The following is an 18,642-nucleotide window of genomic DNA, read 5'->3' as shown; positions in this document are numbered from 1 at the left end:
GGTTCACATGCCGCACGATGATCAGAAGGGAAGCCGTTTGAGCTTGCTGTTATTTTATTTTCTGGCTTTTTTATTGCTGTGGGAGTGGCTCAGGCCGCTCAACAGTTTTACTGAAACGAAACATACGGGCTTTTTTATTGTCTTTATCGGCTTGACGTTTCTGCTGACTTTTTTCCGGATGAGGTGGTTTGTCACCGTTCCTTTTTGTATCTTATTTACATTGCTCTCGATACACATCCTGTTTTATCAAGGATCTATATTCGACTTGAGCTGGATCAGCTCTTTTTTGCAGGATGTCTATCTGAATATCACGCTGATTCAATCAGGGCAATGGAATGACATGATTCCTTCTTTTCGGACCCTGCTGTTTTTTGTGCTGCTGTGGCTGCTGGTCTATCTCCTGCATTATTGGGTGATTTACCAGAGAAGAATTTTGTTTTTCTTTATGATGACAGTAGCGTATATTACGATTCTTGATACCTTTACGCCATATGATGCCACTTTTGCCGTCATCCGTATCGTGCTGATCGGCTTCTTTATGCTGGGCCTTTTATACTTAGAACGCATTAAGCTAATGGAAAGAATCACACTGCCAAAAACATCTGTCCTGAAGTGGTTTCTTCCTTTATCTGTATTGGTTTTGGCTGCAGTGGGATTCGGACTCGCCGCTCCAAAATCAGATCCGGCCTGGCCTGATCCGGTGCCTTTTCTTAAAAAAATCACTCATCAAGACCGCGTGTCTGCAGGAGAAAGCAAAATCGGATACGGGAATCATGATGAATCACTCGGCGGCCCGTTCCAGCAGGATGCTACACCCGTTTTTACATGGCAGGGAAAAGAGCGGACGTATTTCCGTGTGGAAACGAAGGATACGTATACCGGGAAAGGCTGGGTTGAAACAGACACAGGCATGTCATATCAGCTTAGCGGAGGAAAAGTGGAAAATCTGTGGTTTGACCATAAAGTGGCAACAGAGCGCCGCACAGTCCGTGTAAAGGTTGATAAGCACTATGGGTACAACCATTTGATGTATCCGATTGGTGCGGTCACCATTCAGCCAAAGCAGGCTGTCTCACTTGAAATGAACGGCAACACGGAGCAAATTTCTCCGATCAGTGAACAAGCCGGTGAAATCAGAAATATGGGGAATTATAAAGTAGCGTACAATTCCCCGGTCTATAAGCTGGATGAACTGAGAAAGGTAAAAGTGAGAAAAAACAGTGAGGAGTACACATTCAGCGATCGCTACATGCAGCTTCCAGATTCACTGCCAGAGCGGGTGAGAACCCTTGCGATCAAACTGACTCAGGATCACGACAATATGTTTGATAAGGTGAAAGCGGTTGAGGACTATTTAGGGTCAAATGCGTTCACATATGAAACAGAAAAAGTGCCCATTCCTAAGAATGATGAGGATTATGTCGATCAATTTCTGTTTGAAACGAAAATGGGTTATTGTGATAACTTTTCTTCCGCCATGGTGGTGCTCTTGCGCTCGGCCGGCATTCCGGCCCGCTGGGTAAAGGGTTATACGTCCGGCGAATACAAAGAAGCAGGAAACAAAAATGGCAGCATCTACGAAGTGACAAATAACAATGCCCATTCCTGGGTAGAGGTGTACTTCCCGGAACAGGGCTGGGTTACATTTGAGCCGACTAAAGGGTTTACTAATCCGGCTCAATTTACTTCTTCTGAAACAAAGGACTCTGGCAGCGATAACAGCAGCTCGCCGAAGAAAACAAAAGAGAAACAGAAAGAAGAGAAAAAACAGCCGCAAAAAGAGGTAAAGCCAAAGGAAAAACGGGAGCCAGCTGTTTCTAAAAAGCCGTCCGCTTCGCATACAAATCGGTGCAGGCTGGTATGCAGCGCTTATGGTTCTTGCAGTCCTCCTGGTGGCAGCGGTATTGCTGTATGCTTTCCGTTCGTTATGGATTCCTGTTTTCGCTGTGAGGAAATTGAAGCGGCGCAGCGATCAGCACGCGTTTTTTGAGGCATATGGCGCACTGCTGAAACAACTGAAGAGAAAAGGACTGCCGAAACGAGACAGTGAAACGCTGCGTGATTATGCGAAACGAATCGATGAAAAATACGACATAGAAGACATGTCAAAGCTGACATTAAGCTATGAAAGGGCGCTTTACAGAAATGAAGATTCTTCGGCGCTATGGAATGATTCGAGAGAGTTATGGGAAAATTTAATTAAAAGAAGATGGTCTTGACCACTTATCGACGTGTTGTTAGAATTAGTGAATATTATCGGAGTCTGGGAGCGAGTTGGCCTGACTCCGGCAAACGGCCTTGCCAAAGAGGGCGGAGCGAGCTTCATATCTGTCCTCGTTTTTTTCTGTGTCAAAAAACTTAGAGGAGATTAGGTGACAACCATGACAAAGTTAGTGAATGAAATGATTCTTGTCCTTGATTTCGGCAGTCAATATAACCAGCTGATTACACGCCGTATCCGTGAATTCGGTGTATACAGCGAGCTGCATCCACATACATTGACGGCTGAAGAAATTAAAAAAATGAATCCAAAAGGAATTATTTTATCCGGCGGTCCAAACAGTGTGTATGATGAAAACTCTTTCCGCTGTGACGAGAAAATCTTCGAGCTTGATATTCCTGTATTGGGAATTTGCTACGGCATGCAGCTGATGACTCATTACCTTGGCGGTAAAGTTGAAGCGGCAAGCCAGCGTGAATACGGAAAAGCAAACATCCACATCGAAGGCACACCTGATTTGTTCAGAGATCTTCCGAATGAACAAGTGGTTTGGATGAGCCACGGCGATTTGGTTGTAGAAGTTCCTGAAGGCTTCACTGTTGACGCGACAAGCCATCACTGCCCGAACTCAGCAATGAGCAAAGCAGACAAAAAATGGTACGGCGTTCAGTTCCACCCGGAAGTGCGCCACTCTGAATACGGCAATGATCTTCTGAAAAACTTTGTATTCGGTGTTTGCGAATGCGAAGGCGAATGGTCAATGGAGAACTTTATCGAAATCGAAATGCAAAAAATCCGTGAAACGGTCGGAGACAAACAGGTTCTTTGCGCGCTAAGCGGCGGCGTTGATTCTTCTGTTGTTGCTGTTTTGATTCATAAAGCGATCGGCGACCAGCTGACTTGTATCTTTGTAGACCATGGTCTTCTCCGTAAAGGCGAAGCTGAGGGTGTTATGAAAACATTCAGCGAAGGCTTTAACATGAACGTGATTAAAGTAGACGCACAAGATCGATTCTTAAATAAACTAAAAGGCGTTTCTGACCCTGAGCAAAAACGCAAAATCATCGGTAATGAATTCATTTACGTATTCGATGATGAAGCGGACAAGCTCAAAGGCATCGACTACCTTGCACAAGGTACGCTTTACACAGATATCATCGAGAGCGGTACAGCAACGGCGCAAACGATCAAATCTCACCACAATGTCGGCGGGCTTCCTGAAGACATGCAGTTTGAGCTGATCGAGCCGTTAAACACGCTCTTCAAAGACGAAGTGCGCGCGCTTGGCACAGAGCTCGGCATTCCGGATGAAATCGTGTGGCGCCAGCCGTTCCCAGGACCGGGACTCGGAATCCGCGTTCTTGGCGAAGTAACAGAAGAAAAACTAGAAATCGTTCGTGAATCAGATGCAATCTTGCGTGAAGAAATTGCAAATCACGGCTTAGAGCGTGATATCTGGCAATACTTCACGGTTCTTCCTGACATCCGCAGCGTTGGTGTTATGGGTGACGCAAGAACATATGATTACACAATCGGAATCCGCGCCGTTACATCAATCGACGGCATGACATCTGACTGGGCGCGTATCCCGTGGGATGTGCTTGAAGTCATTTCGACACGTATCGTAAACGAAGTGAAGCACATTAACCGCGTGGTGTACGATATTACAAGCAAGCCGCCTGCGACGATTGAGTGGGAATAAGTAAATAACAATGAGATAAACGTCCCTTTTTCAAAAGGGGCGTTTTTTTGTTAACTTTTTGAAACCGTTTCGGCAGTTTTCGTATCTAACAACATAGGAGGTGGATAAGGTGAAGGAAGAAAGATTGATTACAAAGGCGAGAAAAGGAAATGCTCGGGCCTTTGAAAAGCTTATGCTGGCACATCAGGAAACTTTATATAAAACCGCTTATCTTTATTTAAGAAATAAAGAAGATGCACTTGATGCTGTACAGGAAACAGCTTATAAAGCTTTTATCAGTATAGAAAAACTAAAAGAGCCAAAGTATTTTTTAACGTGGCTTACTCGAATATTGATTCATACCATTTTTGCCATGAATAAAAAGAAAGGAGATTTGGTTCCGTTTGAGAAACATCATGATGCTGGAACCAATCAAGCAAATATTGAGGAATACATAGACTTGCGAAATGCGATTGATTTACTTGATGAACATGTTCAGCTCACGATACAGCTCTATTATTTTCAAGATTATTCGATTTCAATGATAGCTGAACAAACAGGAATGGCAGAAGGCACAATTAAAACCCATTTACATAGAGCGAGAAAAGCATTGAAACAGGAGCTGGAAAAGGAGGATCAAAACAAATGGACAAACACCAAATGAAGCAGATATTTGATGACATTGAAGTGCCTAAGACAGCGCTAAAAAAAGCAATACATCAAGCTGTTGTTCGTGCTGAAAATGAGAGTAACACAAGGCGCCGTTTTAAATGGGCACGAACTATTACAAATGGAATGGCTGTTGCTGTTGTGGTAGGTATACTGTATTTAACGTCCGGTCTTTTCCTCCCTTCTGTAAACAAAGCGATGGGGAGCATACCCATTGTCGGCCAAATTTATAAAGATTTTCAAGATAAAGTTGGCCTATCATTGTTTGAAAGCAATTTGGTCACTGCTTTGAATGAAAAAGCTGAGTCAAGGGGAATCACTGTATCTGTAAACAGCTCCTATTACGATGCCGGGCAGCTTGTGTATAACTTTACCGTTGATAACCTCCAGTCTGATAAAAAAGAGCTAAGTTATAATGTGAGCAAAGCGAGTTTTAATAATAATTTTTCAATCAACTACGATTCCTTAATGCTCAAAAAATTAAATAACAAACAATATGCTGGTCAATTAAGGCTTTATACAAAAGGGACAGAAATAAAGAATGGGGATACCGTGCCCTTTGTGATGACTCATATCAATGAAATACCGGGAAATTGGAGATTCAAACTGCCTATTACCAAAAAGAATGCGAGTTATTTAGAAAGCTCGAAAGTGGTATCAGTGCATCACAATCGTTATCAATTTTCCAATATTCAAGTGGAGAACGGAAAGCTCGGATCTGTCCTTCAATTTACAATCGATTATCAAGGCGTAGCAAAGCATGATACGGTTGAAATTAACGAAGTCAAAGATGATTTAGGAAACACATATGAGATGACAGCGTCAAACATCAAACTTGGAGACCGCAAAAAAGTAAACGAGAGATCGGTAAGAGCAAAAGGACAAACACAGTTAGAATCACCAATTAATCCAAAGGCAAAAAAGCTAACATTAATAGCAAATATTAAATCTGAGGCAGAGGGCAGTGAAATTGTCCCGCTAAATGCAGAGATGCCGTTTCATATTTCAGAAACAAACCATCAAAACATAGGGATTGAAATCAATAACATTAACCAAAAAGGGAGGAAAGTATTGGTTCATTATCGCTTCACTGGAATTGATACCTCAAGCATGAATGAAAATGACTTAGTGAATATCGGTGAAACGATTGGCCTTGGTGATACGAAAAAAATGCAATCTTGGCTTGATCCAGTGGGTGATTATGAAGAAGGTTATTATTTGAAAGCAAATACAGCTAAAGTGAAAAATATGAACACAGCCGAAATGGTATCTACTTTTGAACTGGATGATGCCTACCTTGATAAGCTGTCTTTAAAGCATTTTGAGTTTAATGAGTACGGCCTGTATATTGATAAAGGCGTTTTAAATCACCTGATTCAACAAAAGCCAATCTCGTTTACTGTACCAGTGCATCAGGTGAGTCAACCTACCGAAAAAAAATAATCATAAGTCGAAAAGCCGTATGTTGCCATACATACGGTTTTTATCATTGTTGCTCATTTAGTCAATAGACGAATAAACCAATTTTTTTAATAAGTAATGTTCGTTGTTTATATTGTCAATTCAAATTGAACTTGGTACAATAGACACAGAAATCAAATAAGGTGAATTCGTATAATCGCGGGAATATGGCTCGCAAGTTTCTACCAAGCTACCGTAAATGGCTTGACTACGTAAACATTTCTTTCGTTTGATATAAATAAAACACGTTTATTTATTCGAACTGAAATCCGTCTGTAGTCAAGCGTCCCAAAATGATTGGGGCGTTTTTTATTTGGCGATTTCAGGGCAGGATAAATAGCAAAGAGTGAAGGGAGTCAAATAGCTTGAAAAAGTATTTTCAGTTTGATGAGCTGGGCACCAGCTATCGCAATGAAATCATTGGCGGATTAACGACTTTTTTGTCTATGGCATATATTTTGTTCGTCAATCCGATTACGCTTGCTTTGGACAGCGTGAAAGATTTTCCGGAGGCGCTGAGAATTGACCAGGGTGCGGTCTTTACGGCGACAGCGCTGGCGTCTGCAGCAGGCTGTATCTTAATGGGATTAATAGCGAGATATCCGATCGCCATCGCGCCCGGTATGGGGCTGAACGCGTTTTTTGCGTTTTCTGTTGTCCTTGGTATGGGCATTTCATGGCAGGCAGCTTTGTCTGGTGTTTTTATTTCAGGTCTTATTTTCGTTGCTCTTTCTTTAACAGGTTTTCGTGAAAAAATCATCAACGCCATTCCGCCTGAGCTGAAATTAGCAGTCGGTGCGGGGATCGGCTTGTTTATTACATTCGTTGGCTTACAAGGATCAGGAATCATTACTGCAAATCCTTCTACGCTCGTCACGATCGGAAACATTCACAGCGGTCCTGTGCTGTTAACCATTTTCGGTGTGATTGTAACAGTTATTTTAATGGTGCTTCGCGTGAACGCAGGTGTGTTTATCGGGATGCTGTTAACAGCGGTTGCCGGCATGATTTTCGGTTTGGTCCCGGTTCCGACTCAAATCATCGGCAGTGTGCCGAGCCTTGCGCCGACTTTCGGACAAGCGTGGATTCACCTTCCTGATATTTTCTCCGTACAAATGCTGATCGTTATTTTAACATTCTTGTTTGTCGGATTTTTTGATACAGCTGGTACACTTGTTGCTGTGGCAACACAAGCTGGTTTAATGAAGGAAAACAAATTGCCGCGAGCGGGCCGTGCGCTTTTAGCTGATTCATCTTCGATTGTGATCGGTGCTGTGCTTGGTACGTCTACAACAACTTCTTACGTGGAATCAAGCTCAGGTGTCGCTGCGGGTGCCCGTTCAGGATTTGCCGCAATTGTAACAGGGATTCTCTTTTTACTGGCTACGTTTTTCTCGCCGCTCCTATCGGTCGTCACGTCAAATGTAACAGCGCCGGCGCTTATTATTGTTGGTGCATTGATGGTGGCGCCGCTTGGCAAAATCGCTTGGGATAAGTTCGAGGTGGCCGTTCCTGCTTTCCTTACCATGATCATGATGCCGTTAACGTACAGCATTGCAACTGGTATTGCCATCGGATTTATTTTCTATCCGATTACGATGGTGTGCAAAGGAAAAGCCAAAGAGGTTCATCCAATCATGTACGGGCTGTTTGTTGTATTTGTCCTGTACTTTATCTTCTTAAAATAAGGAATGAAAAACCAGCTGCCGGTGCAGCTGGTTTTTTTGTTGCAAAAGATAAAACCATTTCATACGATATACCGTCATGTAGATGTGAAGCCATGCTTTACTTAAATGGAAATGACTTGACTGTTCAGGAAGGCTTCGGTACCTTATATAAGTGTTTTATTTTCTTGCTGAATGGTATTCCGCCGTATTTTTTTGATAGGAGTTGCTGACATGACGGAAGAAAGAAAAGAAACGTTTGAAGAAGAAATTAACCAGAGTGAAAGAATAGATGCAGATGAAGAACCGCTATCGAGAATGTCCAGAAAGGCAAGCCGCCAAAGCAAGCAGAAGCAAAAACAAAAGCAGAAACCGCGCCAGGAACGCGGTGAATCGGCTGTTAAAGACAAGCTTGCGTCTGTATGGGCAGCCATCAACAGATACTGCGGTTTTGCATTCTCGATTTTAAAATCACCGGCGAAAACCGTCATAGCGGATGGTTTTTCTCATTATAAGTACGGTCTGATTTCAATGCTTATATTCAGTGTGATCTTTTCAATTGGGAACTGGTTTCAGTTAAAGGCGAGCTGGAACCGGCCGCTCGGTTTCGGAGAACGCCATCATGCTTTCTATGACGGGTTTTTAGTTGTTCTAGTGTATTTGCTGATCTTTTTCGCGGTAATGGTCTTTGCTATATGGGCTGTCTCCCGCTACATGATGAAGCAGAAGGTGACGTTCAGAGAAGCGGCTGCCGTATTGGGTTCATTGCTTGTACCGGTGATAGCTGTTTCAATTATATGGCTGATCTTTGCGATCGTGAATATCCCAATGCTGACAGTTCTGTTTACGGTGCTGATCCTGTTTTCCATCTTTTTTATCATCGCGCTGTATGTACAGCGGGTGTACCAGGCGGCAGAAGATGCACCGATTGATTATATCTATTGTGTATTGGCTGTGGTGGGGATAGCGCTGCTGTTTACGGCAGTGACTTGGCCATTTATTTCTGAATATTTCACGGCATCGCTGATTCCGCTTTAATGAAAAAACCGGCTCAAAGCAGCCGGTTTTTTCATGTCACACTTTTTACAAATATATCTAAAAAACATAGTTGATTTGTAGGATTAACCCGTGTATGATGGGGAAAATGCTGTAAACGTCCAGCGCAAAAACCTTTATATTGAAGGAGGATGATGGACATGGCTGAAGTACTTCGCCGCGCAATTAATCAAAAGAAGCAATTTTTAAAAACCAAATTACTGCTCTCGGAATTTTATCAGGGAAGAGGGGAACAGCTGGCCCACTACACGCTTAGTGAGCTTGAGAAAGAATACAAGTCCCTTCTGAAAATGAAAAAAGAGATCTGACAATAGATGAGAAGAGGTGAGTCTGCTGAAAAGCGGGCTTTTTTTGATTTTGAAAAGGTGAGAAAGCGGGTAAACTACTACTGTTTAACCTCATAAAGCGTGTCGAAATATTTTCCTTAGGCTTTGGGCCTCGGCTCATTGTAAACGACTCATTTCTCTAGTAGAATATGAATGCTTTATGCAAGCTGAAGAGTAGGGGGATGAAATAAAATGATGCAAACCATCTTATCAAATGGGATAGCCATGGTTCTCATAATTCTCATTATTAATATTGTCTATGTGTCATTTTTTACGATAAGAATGATATTAACGCTGAAAGGACAGCGTTATTTAGCGGCCGGCATCAGCACGATTGAAATACTGGTTTATGTGACAGGGCTGAGTCTTGTGCTTGACAACCTAGACCAGATTCAAAACGTGATCGCGTACGCGCTCGGTTACGGTCTTGGCGTGATTGTCGGCATGAAAATAGAAGAAAAATTGGCGCTTGGCTATATTATGGTCAACGTCATTACGAAGAAGCTCGATCTTGATCTTCCGAAGCAGCTCCGTGAAAAAGGCTACGGCGTGACAAATTGGGTGGCCGGCGGACTTGAAGGTGACCGTACAGCCCTTCAGATTCTGACGCCGAGAAGATATGAACTCCAGCTATATGATACGATTAAAACACTTGATTCAAAGGCCTTTATTATTGCGTACGAACCAAAAACAATCCACGGGGGCTTCTGGGTCAAAGCGGTGAAGAAGAGGAGAATTAAAGAATAATGGCAAAGCCGAAGAAGAAAAAGTTTGAAGTGACAGAGCAGCAAACGATTGATGCGGTGCTTCAGCAAATGAAAGAAGAAGGTTATCTGCCTGTAAGGCGAATGGAAGAGCCTATTTTTATGGAAAAAAAGGAAAATGGGTCAATTCAGATCGTTCCGTGCGGGAAAAAAATCGTATTTGAAGGGAAATTGATCTAAAACACGAACATTAGTAGAATGAATTTTTGTATCGTTCGATAATATCGTTGACATTATCCATGTCCGTTGTTAAGATAAACATGAAATCAAAACACGACCTCATATAATCTTGGGAATATGGCCCATAAGTTTCTACCCGGCAACCGTAAATTGCCGGACTATGCAGGAAAGTGATCGATAAAACTGACATGGATATATCGCAGAAGCGAACGACTGACGATACATGTACCATGCCCGGTTTGTATTGCTTCCTCATAAGTGCAATGCAAATTCGGGTATTTTTTATTTTCTGAAAACTAAAGCATTAGAAGGTGGGAACAGAATGCAGCCGCTAGTAGGAATCATCATGGGAAGCACTTCCGATTGGGAGACAATGAAACACGCATGCGACATACTTGACGAACTTAATGTTCCGTACGAAAAAAAGGTCGTTTCCGCTCACCGGACGCCTGATTTCATGTTTGAATACGCTGAAACTGCCAGAGAAAGAGGCATCAAGGTGATTATCGCCGGTGCCGGAGGAGCGGCGCATCTGCCGGGGATGACGGCGGCGAAAACAACGCTTCCGGTCATTGGAGTGCCGGTTCAGTCCAAGGCGCTGAACGGCATGGATTCACTGCTATCCATCGTCCAAATGCCTGGAGGCGTACCTGTTGCGACGACAGCCATAGGCAAAGCCGGCGCAGTGAACGCAGGCCTGTTAGCGGCGCAAATTTTGTCAGCTTTTGACGAAGATCTTGCCCGTAAGCTGGATGAGAGAAGAGAAAATACAAAACAGACGGTGTTAGAAAGCAGTGATCAGCTTGTCTAAACAAATCATCTATCCGGGAGCTGTAATCGGCATAATTGGCGGCGGCCAGCTTGGGAAAATGATGGCTGTATCCGCCAAACAAATGGGGTATAAAGTCGCGGTCGTTGATCCTGTGAAAGATTCGCCGTGCGGGCAGGTTGCGGATGTCGAAATTACCGCTCATTATAATGACCGTGAAGCGATTCGACAATTGGCTGAAATCAGCGATATCATCACATATGAGTTTGAAAACATTGACTATGATGCGCTGCATTGGCTGAAAGACCATGCGTATCTCCCGCAAGGAAGTGAGCTGCTGCTCATTACCCAAAACCGTGAAACAGAGAAAAAAGCAATTCAAGCCGCGGGCTGTGAAGTCGCCCCGTACAGCATCGTCAAAACACAGAAGGAATTGAAACAGGCGGTACAGGAGCTCGGGTTACCCGCAGTGCTGAAAACATGCCGCGGCGGGTACGACGGCAAAGGCCAAATTGTGATAAAAAAAGAGGCGCAAATGGAGCAGGCAGCCGCTCTTTTAGAACACGGAACCTGTATTCTTGAAAGCTGGGTTTCTTTTAAAATGGAATTGTCAGTGATTGTCGTCAGATCGGTAAACGGAGAAGTTTCAACATTTCCGGCAGCTGAAAACATTCACCACAACAATATTCTTTTCCAAAGCATTGTGCCTGCACGGGCCGGGGAAGGGATTCAGCAGAAGGCTGCTGAGCTGGCCGTTAAGCTTGCTGATGAGCTCAATCTTGTCGGGCCGCTTGCTGTTGAGATGTTCCTGACAGAGGACGGAGAGCTTTTGGTTAATGAACTGGCGCCAAGACCGCACAATTCTGGGCATTATACGCTGGACCTTTGCGAGACGAGCCAGTTTGAACAGCATATCAGAGCGGTATGCGGGCTCCCGCTTGGCAAGACAGATTTGCTGAAGCCGGGCATGATGGTGAATCTTCTCGGCAATGAAGTAAAGCTTGTTGAGGAAGACCCGGATCTTTTAAAAGAGGCAAAGCTATATATATATGGAAAACATGAAATCAAAAAAGGCCGCAAAATGGGGCATATTACATTTATGAAGCAGCCTGAAGACGAATGGATTCAGGAGATCACAAATAAATGGATGAATAGAGACGGAGGACAAGCAGAATGATCGAACGTTATTCAAGACCTGAAATGTCTGCGATTTGGACGGACGAAAACAGATTTCAAGCATGGCTGGAGGTAGAGATTCTTGCCTGCGAAGCGTGGGCGGAGCTTGGCGTCATTCCGAAAGAAGATGTAAAAGTTATGCGTGAGAACGCGTCATTTGACATCAACCGCATTTTAGAAATCGAAAAGGACACGCGCCATGACGTTGTCGCTTTTACACGCGCCGTTTCCGAATCACTGGGCGAAGAAAGAAAATGGGTGCACTACGGCTTAACGTCAACTGATGTTGTTGATACGGCTCTTTCCTACTTATTAAAACAGGCAAACGATATTCTGCTCAAGGATCTTGAGAGATTTGTTGACATTATTAAAGAAAAAGCAAAAGAACATAAATACACAGTCATGATGGGGCGCACACACGGCGTACACGCTGAGCCTACAACATTCGGCTTAAAACTTGCGCTTTGGCATGAAGAAATGAAACGTAATCTTGAGCGTTTTAAACAAGCCAAAGCAGGCATCGAGGTTGGAAAGATTTCCGGCGCTGTCGGCACATATGCGAACATTGATCCATTTGTTGAACAATATGTCTGTGAGAAGCTCGGATTGAAAGCAGCACCGATTTCAACTCAAACCCTTCAGCGTGACCGTCATGCTGACTACATGGCAACACTTGCTTTGATCGCGACAAGCATCGAGAAATTCGCTGTGGAAATCCGCGGATTGCAAAAGAGTGAAACACGTGAAGTTGAGGAATTTTTCGCGAAAGGGCAAAAGGGTTCATCTGCAATGCCGCATAAACGAAATCCGATCGGCTCTGAAAACATGACAGGCATGGCGCGCGTGATCCGCGGCTACATGATGACAGCTTACGAAAATGTTCCATTATGGCATGAGCGCGATATTTCTCATTCTTCAGCAGAACGGATTATTCTTCCGGATGCGACAATTGCGCTGAACTATATGCTGAACCGCTTCTCCAACATCGTGAAAAACTTAACGGTCTTCCCGGAAAACATGAAGCGCAACATGGACCGCACTCTAGGCCTTATCTATTCTCAGCGTGTGCTGCTTGCTTTGATCGACACAGGCCTGACACGTGAAGAAGCCTATGATACTGTTCAGCCGAAAGCAATGGAAGCGTGGGAAAAACAAGTGCCGTTCCGTGAGCTTGTGGAAGCGGAAGAGAAAATCACGTCACGTCTTTCTCCGGAAAAAATTGCTGACTGTTTTGATTACAACTACCATCTGAAAAATGTTGATCTGATCTTTGAACGTTTAGGTTTAGCATAGAAGAAGCTTTTAGCGGCTTCTTCTAAGCCGCCGCAGTTTGAAAATTCCCAACATTCGGGTTAGGAGGCCTTCCGTGAATATTGTGAAGAATGAACTTTTATATGAAGGAAAAGCAAAAAAGATCTACAAAACCGATGACGAAAACACGCTGTATGTTGTGTATAAAGACTCCGCCACTGCCTTTAACGGCGAGAAAAAAGCAGAAATCAGCGGAAAAGGACGCTTAAATAACGAGATTTCAAGCTTGATTTTCAAACATCTTCATACAAAGGGCATTAACAATCACTTTATCGAGCGCATTTCGGAAACGGAGCAGCTCATTCAAAAGGTAACGATCGTGCCGCTTGAAGTCGTCGTCAGAAATGTTGTGGCAGGAAGCATGTCCAAACGTCTCGGCATTCCAGAAGGCACGGAACTTGAACAGCCGATTATCGAGTTTTACTACAAGGATGACGCCCTGGGTGATCCGCTCATCACCGAAGATCATATTTGGCTTTTGAAGGCGGCGACTCCTGAGCAGGTAGAGACCATTAAGTCCATTACAAAAACAGTAAATGAAGAGCTTCAAAGCATTTTCGACGATTGTCATGTCAGATTAATAGATTTCAAGCTTGAATTCGGTTTAGATGCAGAAGGGCAAGTGCTTTTGGCGGATGAAATTTCTCCTGACACATGCCGCTTGTGGGATAAAGAAACGAACGAAAAGCTGGACAAAGATTTATTCAGACGCAATCTGGGAAGCTTAACCGACGCATACGAAGAGATTTTCAAAAGACTGGGAGGCATTCATCATGTATAAAGTAAAAGTTTATGTCAGCTTAAAAGAAAGTGTACTAGATCCACAAGGGAGCGCTGTCCAGCATGCCTTGCACAGTATGACTTACAACGAAGTTCAAGATGTGCGCATCGGGAAATACATGGAGCTTACCATTGAAAAATCTGACCGTGATCTTGACGTGCTAGTGAAAGAAATGTGCGAAAAACTTCTTGCAAATACAGTGATTGAAGATTACAGATATGAAGTTGAGGAGGTAGTCGCACAGTGAAATTTGCGGTGATTGTGTTACCCGGCTCCAACTGTGATATCGATATGTATCATGCTGTAAAGGATGAGCTCGGCCATGAAGTGGAATACGTCTGGCATGAGGAAACAAGTCTTGACGGCTTCGACGGCGTGTTAATTCCGGGAGGATTTTCTTATGGCGATTACTTAAGATGCGGCGCCATCGCCCGATTTGCGAATATTATGCCAGCTGTCAAACAGGCGGCGGCTGAAGGAAAACCTGTTCTTGGCGTCTGCAACGGATTCCAGATTTTACAGGAGCTTGGGCTTCTGCCAGGCGCAATGAGACGCAACAAAGATTTGAAGTTCATTTGCCGTCCGGTTGAATTGATTGTGCAGAACGACGAAACATTATTCACAGCTTCCTACGAAAAGGGACAATCGATTACAATCCCGGTTGCCCATGGTGAAGGGAATTTCTACTGTAATGACGAGACGCTTGCTTCATTAAAGGAAAACAATCAAATTGCTTTCACATACGGCTCTAATATTAATGGAAGTGTCAGCGACATTGCCGGTGTCGTGAATGAGAAAGGCAATGTATTAGGCATGATGCCTCACCCTGAACGCGCGGTCGATGAACTGCTTGGAAGCGCCGACGGTCTTAAATTGTTCCAGTCTATCGTGAAAAATTGGAGGGAAACTCATGTCACTACTGCTTGAACCAAGTAAAGAACAAATAAAAGAAGAGAAACTGTATCAGCAAATGGGTGTCAGTGATGATGAGTTTGCATTGATAGAATCCATTCTTGGAAGATTGCCGAACTACACTGAAATCGGAATTTTTTCTGTCATGTGGTCTGAGCATTGCAGCTACAAAAACTCAAAGCCGATTTTGCGTAAATTCCCGACAAGCGGCGAGCGTGTGCTGCAGGGGCCGGGGGAAGGCGCCGGAATCGTTGATATCGGTGATAACCAAGCGGTTGTCTTCAAAATTGAATCACATAACCACCCATCAGCTCTAGAGCCTTACCAAGGCGCTGCCACTGGCGTAGGCGGAATCATCCGTGACGTATTCTCGATGGGTGCCCGTCCAATCGCTGTATTGAACTCTCTTCGATTTGGTGAACTGACTTCACCGCGAGTGAAGTACTTGTTTGAAGAAGTAGTAGCGGGTATCGCCGGATACGGCAACTGTATCGGCATCCCGACAGTCGGCGGAGAGGTGCAATTTGACAGCAGCTATGAAGGAAATCCGCTTGTCAATGCCATGTGCGTCGGTTTAATCAATCATGAAGACATCAAAAAAGGCCAGGCGAAGGGTGTCGGCAATACCGTAATGTACGTAGGAGCGAAAACCGGGCGTGACGGAATCCACGGCGCTACGTTTGCTTCTGAAGAGATGTCAGACTCATCTGAAGAAAAGCGTTCTGCTGTCCAAGTCGGCGATCCGTTTATGGAGAAGCTTTTGCTTGAAGCGTGTCTGGAAGTCATCCAATGCGACGCCTTAGTCGGCATTCAGGATATGGGAGCTGCCGGTTTAACAAGCTCAAGTGCAGAAATGGCAAGTAAAGCCGGCTCTGGTATTGAAATGAACCTTGACCTGATTCCTCAGCGCGAAACAGGCATGAGCGCGTATGAAATGATGCTTTCTGAATCACAGGAACGGATGCTTTTGGTTATTGAGTGCGGACGTGAGCAGGAAATCATCGATATTTTTGACAAGTACGATCTTGAAGCGGTTTCTGTCGGACGTGTGACAGATGATAAAATGCTTCGCCTGACACACAAAGGAGAGGTTGTGTGCGAGCTGCCTGTTGATGCCTTGGCAGAAGAAGCACCGGTTTACCATAAGCCTTCTCAAGAGCCTGCTTACTATCGCGAGTTTTTGGAAACGGACGTTCCCGCCCCGCAAATTGAAGATGCGAATGAAACGCTGAAGGCGCTTCTTCAGCAGCCAACGATTGCGAGCAAAGAGTGGGTTTACGACCAGTATGACTACATGGTGCGCACGAATACAGTTGTCGCTCCCGGGTCTGATGCTGGTGTTCTCAGAATCCGCGGAACGAAAAAAGCGCTGGCGATGACGACAGACTGTAACGCGCGTTATCTCTATCTTGATCCTGAAGTCGGCGGGAAAATTGCTGTTGCTGAAGCGGCGCGCAATATCATTTGCTCAGGCGCAGAACCGCTTGCAGTCACGGATAACCTTAACTTCGGAAACCCTGAGAAGCCGGAAATCTTCTGGCAGATCGAAAAAGCGGCTGACGGCATCAGCGAGGCGTGCAATGTTCTCAGCACACCGGTTATTGGCGGAAACGTATCACTTTATAACGAATCAAACGGTACAGCGATCTACCCGACACCTGTTATCGGCATGGTCGGCTTAATTGAAGATACAGCACACATTACAACACAGCATTTCAAACAAGCGGGCGATCTTGTGTACGTAATCGGCGAAACAAAACCAGAGTTTGCCGGAAGCGAGCTGCAAAAAATGACAGAAGGCCGCATTTACGGCAAAGCGCCGCAAATCAATCTTGATGTCGAACTGTCACGCCAAAGAGCACTGCTTGAAGCGATTAAAAAAGGCTTCGTTCAATCTGCGCATGATGTGTCTGAAGGCGGCCTAGGCGTAGCGATTGCGGAAAGTGTCATGACGACGGAAAACCTTGGCGCTAACGTAACTGTTGCAGGGGAAGCAGCGTTATTATTCTCTGAATCTCAATCCCGCTTCGTTGTTTCAGTGAAAAAAGAACACCAAGCAGCGTTTGAAGCAGCTGTAAAAGATGCGGTTCATATTGGTGAGGTAACGGCTGACGGAATTCTGGCGATTCAAAACCAAGACGGACAACAAATGATTCATGCGCAAACGAAAGAGCTTGAACGCGCATGGAAAGGAGCTATCCCATGCTTGCTGAAATCAAAGGCTTAAATGAAGAATGCGGCGTATTTGGGATTTGGGGGCATGAAGAAGCCCCGCAGATCACATATTACGGTCTCCATAGCCTTCAGCACCGAGGACAGGAAGGTGCGGGCATCGTAGCGACTGATGGTGAAAAACTGACGGCGCACAAAGGCCAAGGGCTGATCACTGAAGTATTTCAAAATGGCGAACTCAGCAAAGTAAAGGGAAAAGGCGCTATCGGGCACGTTCGGTACGCAACGGCTGGAGGCGGCGGATACGAAAATGTTCAGCCGCTCCTCTTCCGTTCCCAAAACAACGGCAGCCTGGCGCTTGCTCATAACGGAAACCTTGTCAACGCCACTCAGCTGAAGCAGCAACTCGAAAATCAAGGGAGCATTTTTCAAACCTCTTCGGATACAGAGGTTTTGGCCCATCTGATCAAAAGAAGCGGCCACTTCACACTGAAGGATCAAATTAAAAACTCGCTTTCCATGCTGAAAGGCGCCTACGCGTTTCTGATAATGACAGAGACCGAAATGATTGTCGCGCTTGACCCGAACGGGCTTAGACCGCTGTCGATCGGCATGATGGGCGACGCTTATGTGGTCGCATCGGAAACATGCGCATTTGATGTTGTCGGCGCAACGTACCTTCGTGAGGTAGAACCGGGTGAGATGCTGATCATCAATGATGAAGGCATGAAATCAGAGCGTTTTTCCATGAATATCAACCGTTCTATTTGCAGCATGGAGTACATTTATTTCTCCAGACCAGACAGCAATATTGACGGTATTAATGTGCACAGTGCCCGTAAAAACCTTGGAAAAATGCTGGCTCAGGAATCCGCAGTTGAAGCTGACGTCGTAACCGGGGTTCCAGATTCCAGTATTTCAGCGGCAATCGGCTATGCAGAGGCAACAGGCATTCCGTATGAGCTCGGCTTAATCAAAAACCGGTATGTTGGCAGAACGTTTATTCAGCCGTCCCAGGCTCTGCGTGAGCAAGGCGTCAGAATGAAGCTGTCTGCGGTGCGCGGGGTTGTAGAAGGCAAACGCGTCGTGATGGTGGATGATTCGATCGTACGCGGAACAACTAGCCGCCGGATTGTCACGATGCTGAGAGAAGCGGGTGCGACAGAGGTGCATGTGAAAATCAGTTCACCGCCGATCGCCCATCCGTGCTTTTATGGCATTGACACTTCCACACATGAAGAACTGATCGCGTCTTCGCATTCTGTTGAAGAAATCCGTCAGGAAATCGGAGCTGATACCCTCTCATTTTTGAGTGTGGAAGGACTGCTGAAAGGCATCGGCAGAAAATACGATGACTCGAATTGCGGACAGTGTCTCGCTTGCTTTACAGGAAAATATCCGACTGAAATTTACCAGGATACAGTGCTTCCTCATGTAAAAGAAGCAGTATTAACCAAATAAAACTTGAAAATGACATAAAGGCAGCGCAGTTCGGCTGC

The 18,642-nt window shown here is 44.8% G+C and carries 16 protein-coding genes, 1 pseudogene and 2 riboswitches; all 17 genes and pseudogenes read left to right on the top strand.

Translation table 11 applies throughout. The features are described 5' to 3' along the window. The first annotated feature begins 7 nt into the window (after positions 1 to 7). The 17 genes and pseudogenes from QA442_RS19105 (at position 8) to purF (ending at position 18,604) form a co-directional block, all read left to right on the top strand. Positions 8 to 2,219: pseudogene (locus tag QA442_RS19105) on the top strand (transglutaminase TgpA family protein). A gap of 162 nt (positions 2,220 to 2,381) precedes the next feature. Further along, positions 2,382 to 3,923, top strand: coding sequence for a glutamine-hydrolyzing GMP synthase (gene guaA, locus QA442_RS19100; protein WP_040083968.1), 1,542 nt, complete (start codon positions 2,382 to 2,384; stop codon positions 3,921 to 3,923). 109 nt (positions 3,924 to 4,032) lie between these two features. Further along, on the top strand, positions 4,033 to 4,566 hold the full coding sequence (locus tag QA442_RS19095; RefSeq protein ID WP_017695646.1) for a sigma-70 family RNA polymerase sigma factor: 534 nt from the start codon (positions 4,033 to 4,035) through the stop codon (positions 4,564 to 4,566). After that, a complete protein-coding gene (locus tag QA442_RS19090; protein ID WP_095432118.1) occupies positions 4,548 to 6,014 on the top strand; it encodes a DUF4179 domain-containing protein in 1,467 nt (488 codons plus the stop codon). The genes QA442_RS19095 and QA442_RS19090 overlap by 19 nt, the downstream gene beginning before the upstream one ends. 147 nt (positions 6,015 to 6,161) lie before the next feature. Further along, positions 6,162 to 6,263: riboswitch (purine riboswitch) on the top strand. 134 nt (positions 6,264 to 6,397) lie between these two features. Beyond that, the gene (pbuG, locus tag QA442_RS19085) at positions 6,398 to 7,720 is read left to right on the top strand and encodes a hypoxanthine/guanine permease PbuG (RefSeq protein ID WP_040083966.1); all 1,323 of its coding nucleotides are present in this window, start codon (positions 6,398 to 6,400) and stop codon (positions 7,718 to 7,720) included. A 210-nt stretch (positions 7,721 to 7,930) separates the two neighbouring features. Beyond that, positions 7,931 to 8,734, top strand: a complete 804-nt coding sequence (locus QA442_RS19080) for a DUF6574 domain-containing protein (protein WP_040083965.1) — start codon at positions 7,931 to 7,933, stop codon at positions 8,732 to 8,734. A gap of 158 nt (positions 8,735 to 8,892) precedes the next feature. Further along, positions 8,893 to 9,060, top strand: a complete 168-nt coding sequence (locus QA442_RS19075) for a Fur-regulated basic protein FbpA (protein ID WP_014663056.1) — start codon at positions 8,893 to 8,895, stop codon at positions 9,058 to 9,060. A 210-nt stretch (positions 9,061 to 9,270) separates the two neighbouring features. Further along, positions 9,271 to 9,825 (top strand): DUF2179 domain-containing protein, encoded by a 555-nt coding sequence (locus QA442_RS19070; protein WP_095432119.1) that lies wholly within the window; start codon positions 9,271 to 9,273, stop codon positions 9,823 to 9,825. Further along, complete coding sequence (locus tag QA442_RS19065) at positions 9,825 to 10,022, top strand: NETI motif-containing protein (protein WP_003219403.1); 198 nt, start codon at positions 9,825 to 9,827, stop codon at positions 10,020 to 10,022. Before QA442_RS19070 ends, QA442_RS19065 begins: the two co-directional genes overlap by 1 nt. A 79-nt stretch (positions 10,023 to 10,101) precedes the next feature. Further along, a riboswitch (purine riboswitch) is annotated at positions 10,102 to 10,203 on the top strand. A gap of 141 nt (positions 10,204 to 10,344) precedes the next feature. Further along, the gene (gene purE / locus QA442_RS19060; protein ID WP_014663058.1) at positions 10,345 to 10,833 is read left to right on the top strand and encodes a 5-(carboxyamino)imidazole ribonucleotide mutase; all 489 of its coding nucleotides are present in this window, start codon (positions 10,345 to 10,347) and stop codon (positions 10,831 to 10,833) included. After that, on the top strand, positions 10,826 to 11,968 hold the full coding sequence (gene purK / locus QA442_RS19055) for a 5-(carboxyamino)imidazole ribonucleotide synthase (protein ID WP_095432120.1): 1,143 nt from the start codon (positions 10,826 to 10,828) through the stop codon (positions 11,966 to 11,968). The genes purE and purK overlap by 8 nt, the downstream gene beginning before the upstream one ends. After that, a complete protein-coding gene (purB, locus tag QA442_RS19050) occupies positions 11,965 to 13,260 on the top strand; it encodes an adenylosuccinate lyase (RefSeq protein ID WP_003233955.1) in 1,296 nt (431 codons plus the stop codon). Before purK ends, purB begins: the two co-directional genes overlap by 4 nt. A 73-nt stretch (positions 13,261 to 13,333) precedes the next feature. Further along, the gene (gene purC / locus QA442_RS19045; RefSeq protein ID WP_014663061.1) at positions 13,334 to 14,059 is read left to right on the top strand and encodes a phosphoribosylaminoimidazolesuccinocarboxamide synthase; all 726 of its coding nucleotides are present in this window, start codon (positions 13,334 to 13,336) and stop codon (positions 14,057 to 14,059) included. Next, positions 14,052 to 14,306: a phosphoribosylformylglycinamidine synthase subunit PurS gene (gene purS / locus QA442_RS19040; protein ID WP_003219409.1), complete on the top strand. Its 255-nt coding sequence runs from the start codon at positions 14,052 to 14,054 to the stop codon at positions 14,304 to 14,306. The genes purC and purS overlap by 8 nt, the downstream gene beginning before the upstream one ends. After that, positions 14,303 to 14,986 carry a phosphoribosylformylglycinamidine synthase subunit PurQ gene (gene purQ, locus QA442_RS19035; RefSeq protein WP_095432121.1) on the top strand — a complete coding sequence of 228 codons (684 nt, stop codon included), beginning with the start codon at positions 14,303 to 14,305 and terminating at the stop codon, positions 14,984 to 14,986. Before purS ends, purQ begins: the two co-directional genes overlap by 4 nt. Continuing rightward, positions 14,970 to 17,198 carry a phosphoribosylformylglycinamidine synthase subunit PurL gene (gene purL, locus QA442_RS19030; RefSeq protein WP_095432122.1) on the top strand — a complete coding sequence of 743 codons (2,229 nt, stop codon included), beginning with the start codon at positions 14,970 to 14,972 and terminating at the stop codon, positions 17,196 to 17,198. The genes purQ and purL overlap by 17 nt, the downstream gene beginning before the upstream one ends. Beyond that, positions 17,174 to 18,604 carry an amidophosphoribosyltransferase gene (gene purF / locus QA442_RS19025; protein WP_003233947.1) on the top strand — a complete coding sequence of 477 codons (1,431 nt, stop codon included), beginning with the start codon at positions 17,174 to 17,176 and terminating at the stop codon, positions 18,602 to 18,604. Before purL ends, purF begins: the two co-directional genes overlap by 25 nt. Positions 18,605 to 18,642: the final 38 nt, after the last annotated feature.

The organism is Bacillus stercoris, assembly GCF_029772985.1.
Lineage (GTDB): Bacteria > Bacillota > Bacilli > Bacillales > Bacillaceae > Bacillus > Bacillus stercoris.
The sequence above is the reverse complement of the archived record's forward strand: the minus strand, read 5'-3'. Positions and strand labels throughout refer to the sequence as shown.

Bases quoted from the DNA above. Each gene is read 5' to 3' on its own strand.
- purF (WP_003233947.1), top strand. From the start codon at position 17,174: ATGCTTGCTGAAATCAAAGGCTTAAATGAAGAATGCGGCGTATTTGGG.
- guaA (WP_040083968.1), top strand. From the start codon at position 2,382: ATGACAAAGTTAGTGAATGAAATGATTCTTGTCCTTGATTTCGGCAGT.
- purL (WP_095432122.1), top strand. From the start codon at position 14,970: ATGTCACTACTGCTTGAACCAAGTAAAGAACAAATAAAAGAAGAGAAA.
- purS (WP_003219409.1), top strand. From the start codon at position 14,052: ATGTATAAAGTAAAAGTTTATGTCAGCTTAAAAGAAAGTGTACTAGAT.
- QA442_RS19075 (WP_014663056.1), top strand. From the start codon at position 8,893: ATGGCTGAAGTACTTCGCCGCGCAATTAATCAAAAGAAGCAATTTTTA.
- QA442_RS19080 (WP_040083965.1), top strand. From the start codon at position 7,931: ATGACGGAAGAAAGAAAAGAAACGTTTGAAGAAGAAATTAACCAGAGT.
- QA442_RS19065 (WP_003219403.1), top strand. From the start codon at position 9,825: ATGGCAAAGCCGAAGAAGAAAAAGTTTGAAGTGACAGAGCAGCAAACG.
- purE (WP_014663058.1), top strand. From the start codon at position 10,345: ATGCAGCCGCTAGTAGGAATCATCATGGGAAGCACTTCCGATTGGGAG.
- QA442_RS19090 (WP_095432118.1), top strand. From the start codon at position 4,548: ATGGACAAACACCAAATGAAGCAGATATTTGATGACATTGAAGTGCCT.
- QA442_RS19070 (WP_095432119.1), top strand. From the start codon at position 9,271: ATGATGCAAACCATCTTATCAAATGGGATAGCCATGGTTCTCATAATT.
- purB (WP_003233955.1), top strand. From the start codon at position 11,965: ATGATCGAACGTTATTCAAGACCTGAAATGTCTGCGATTTGGACGGAC.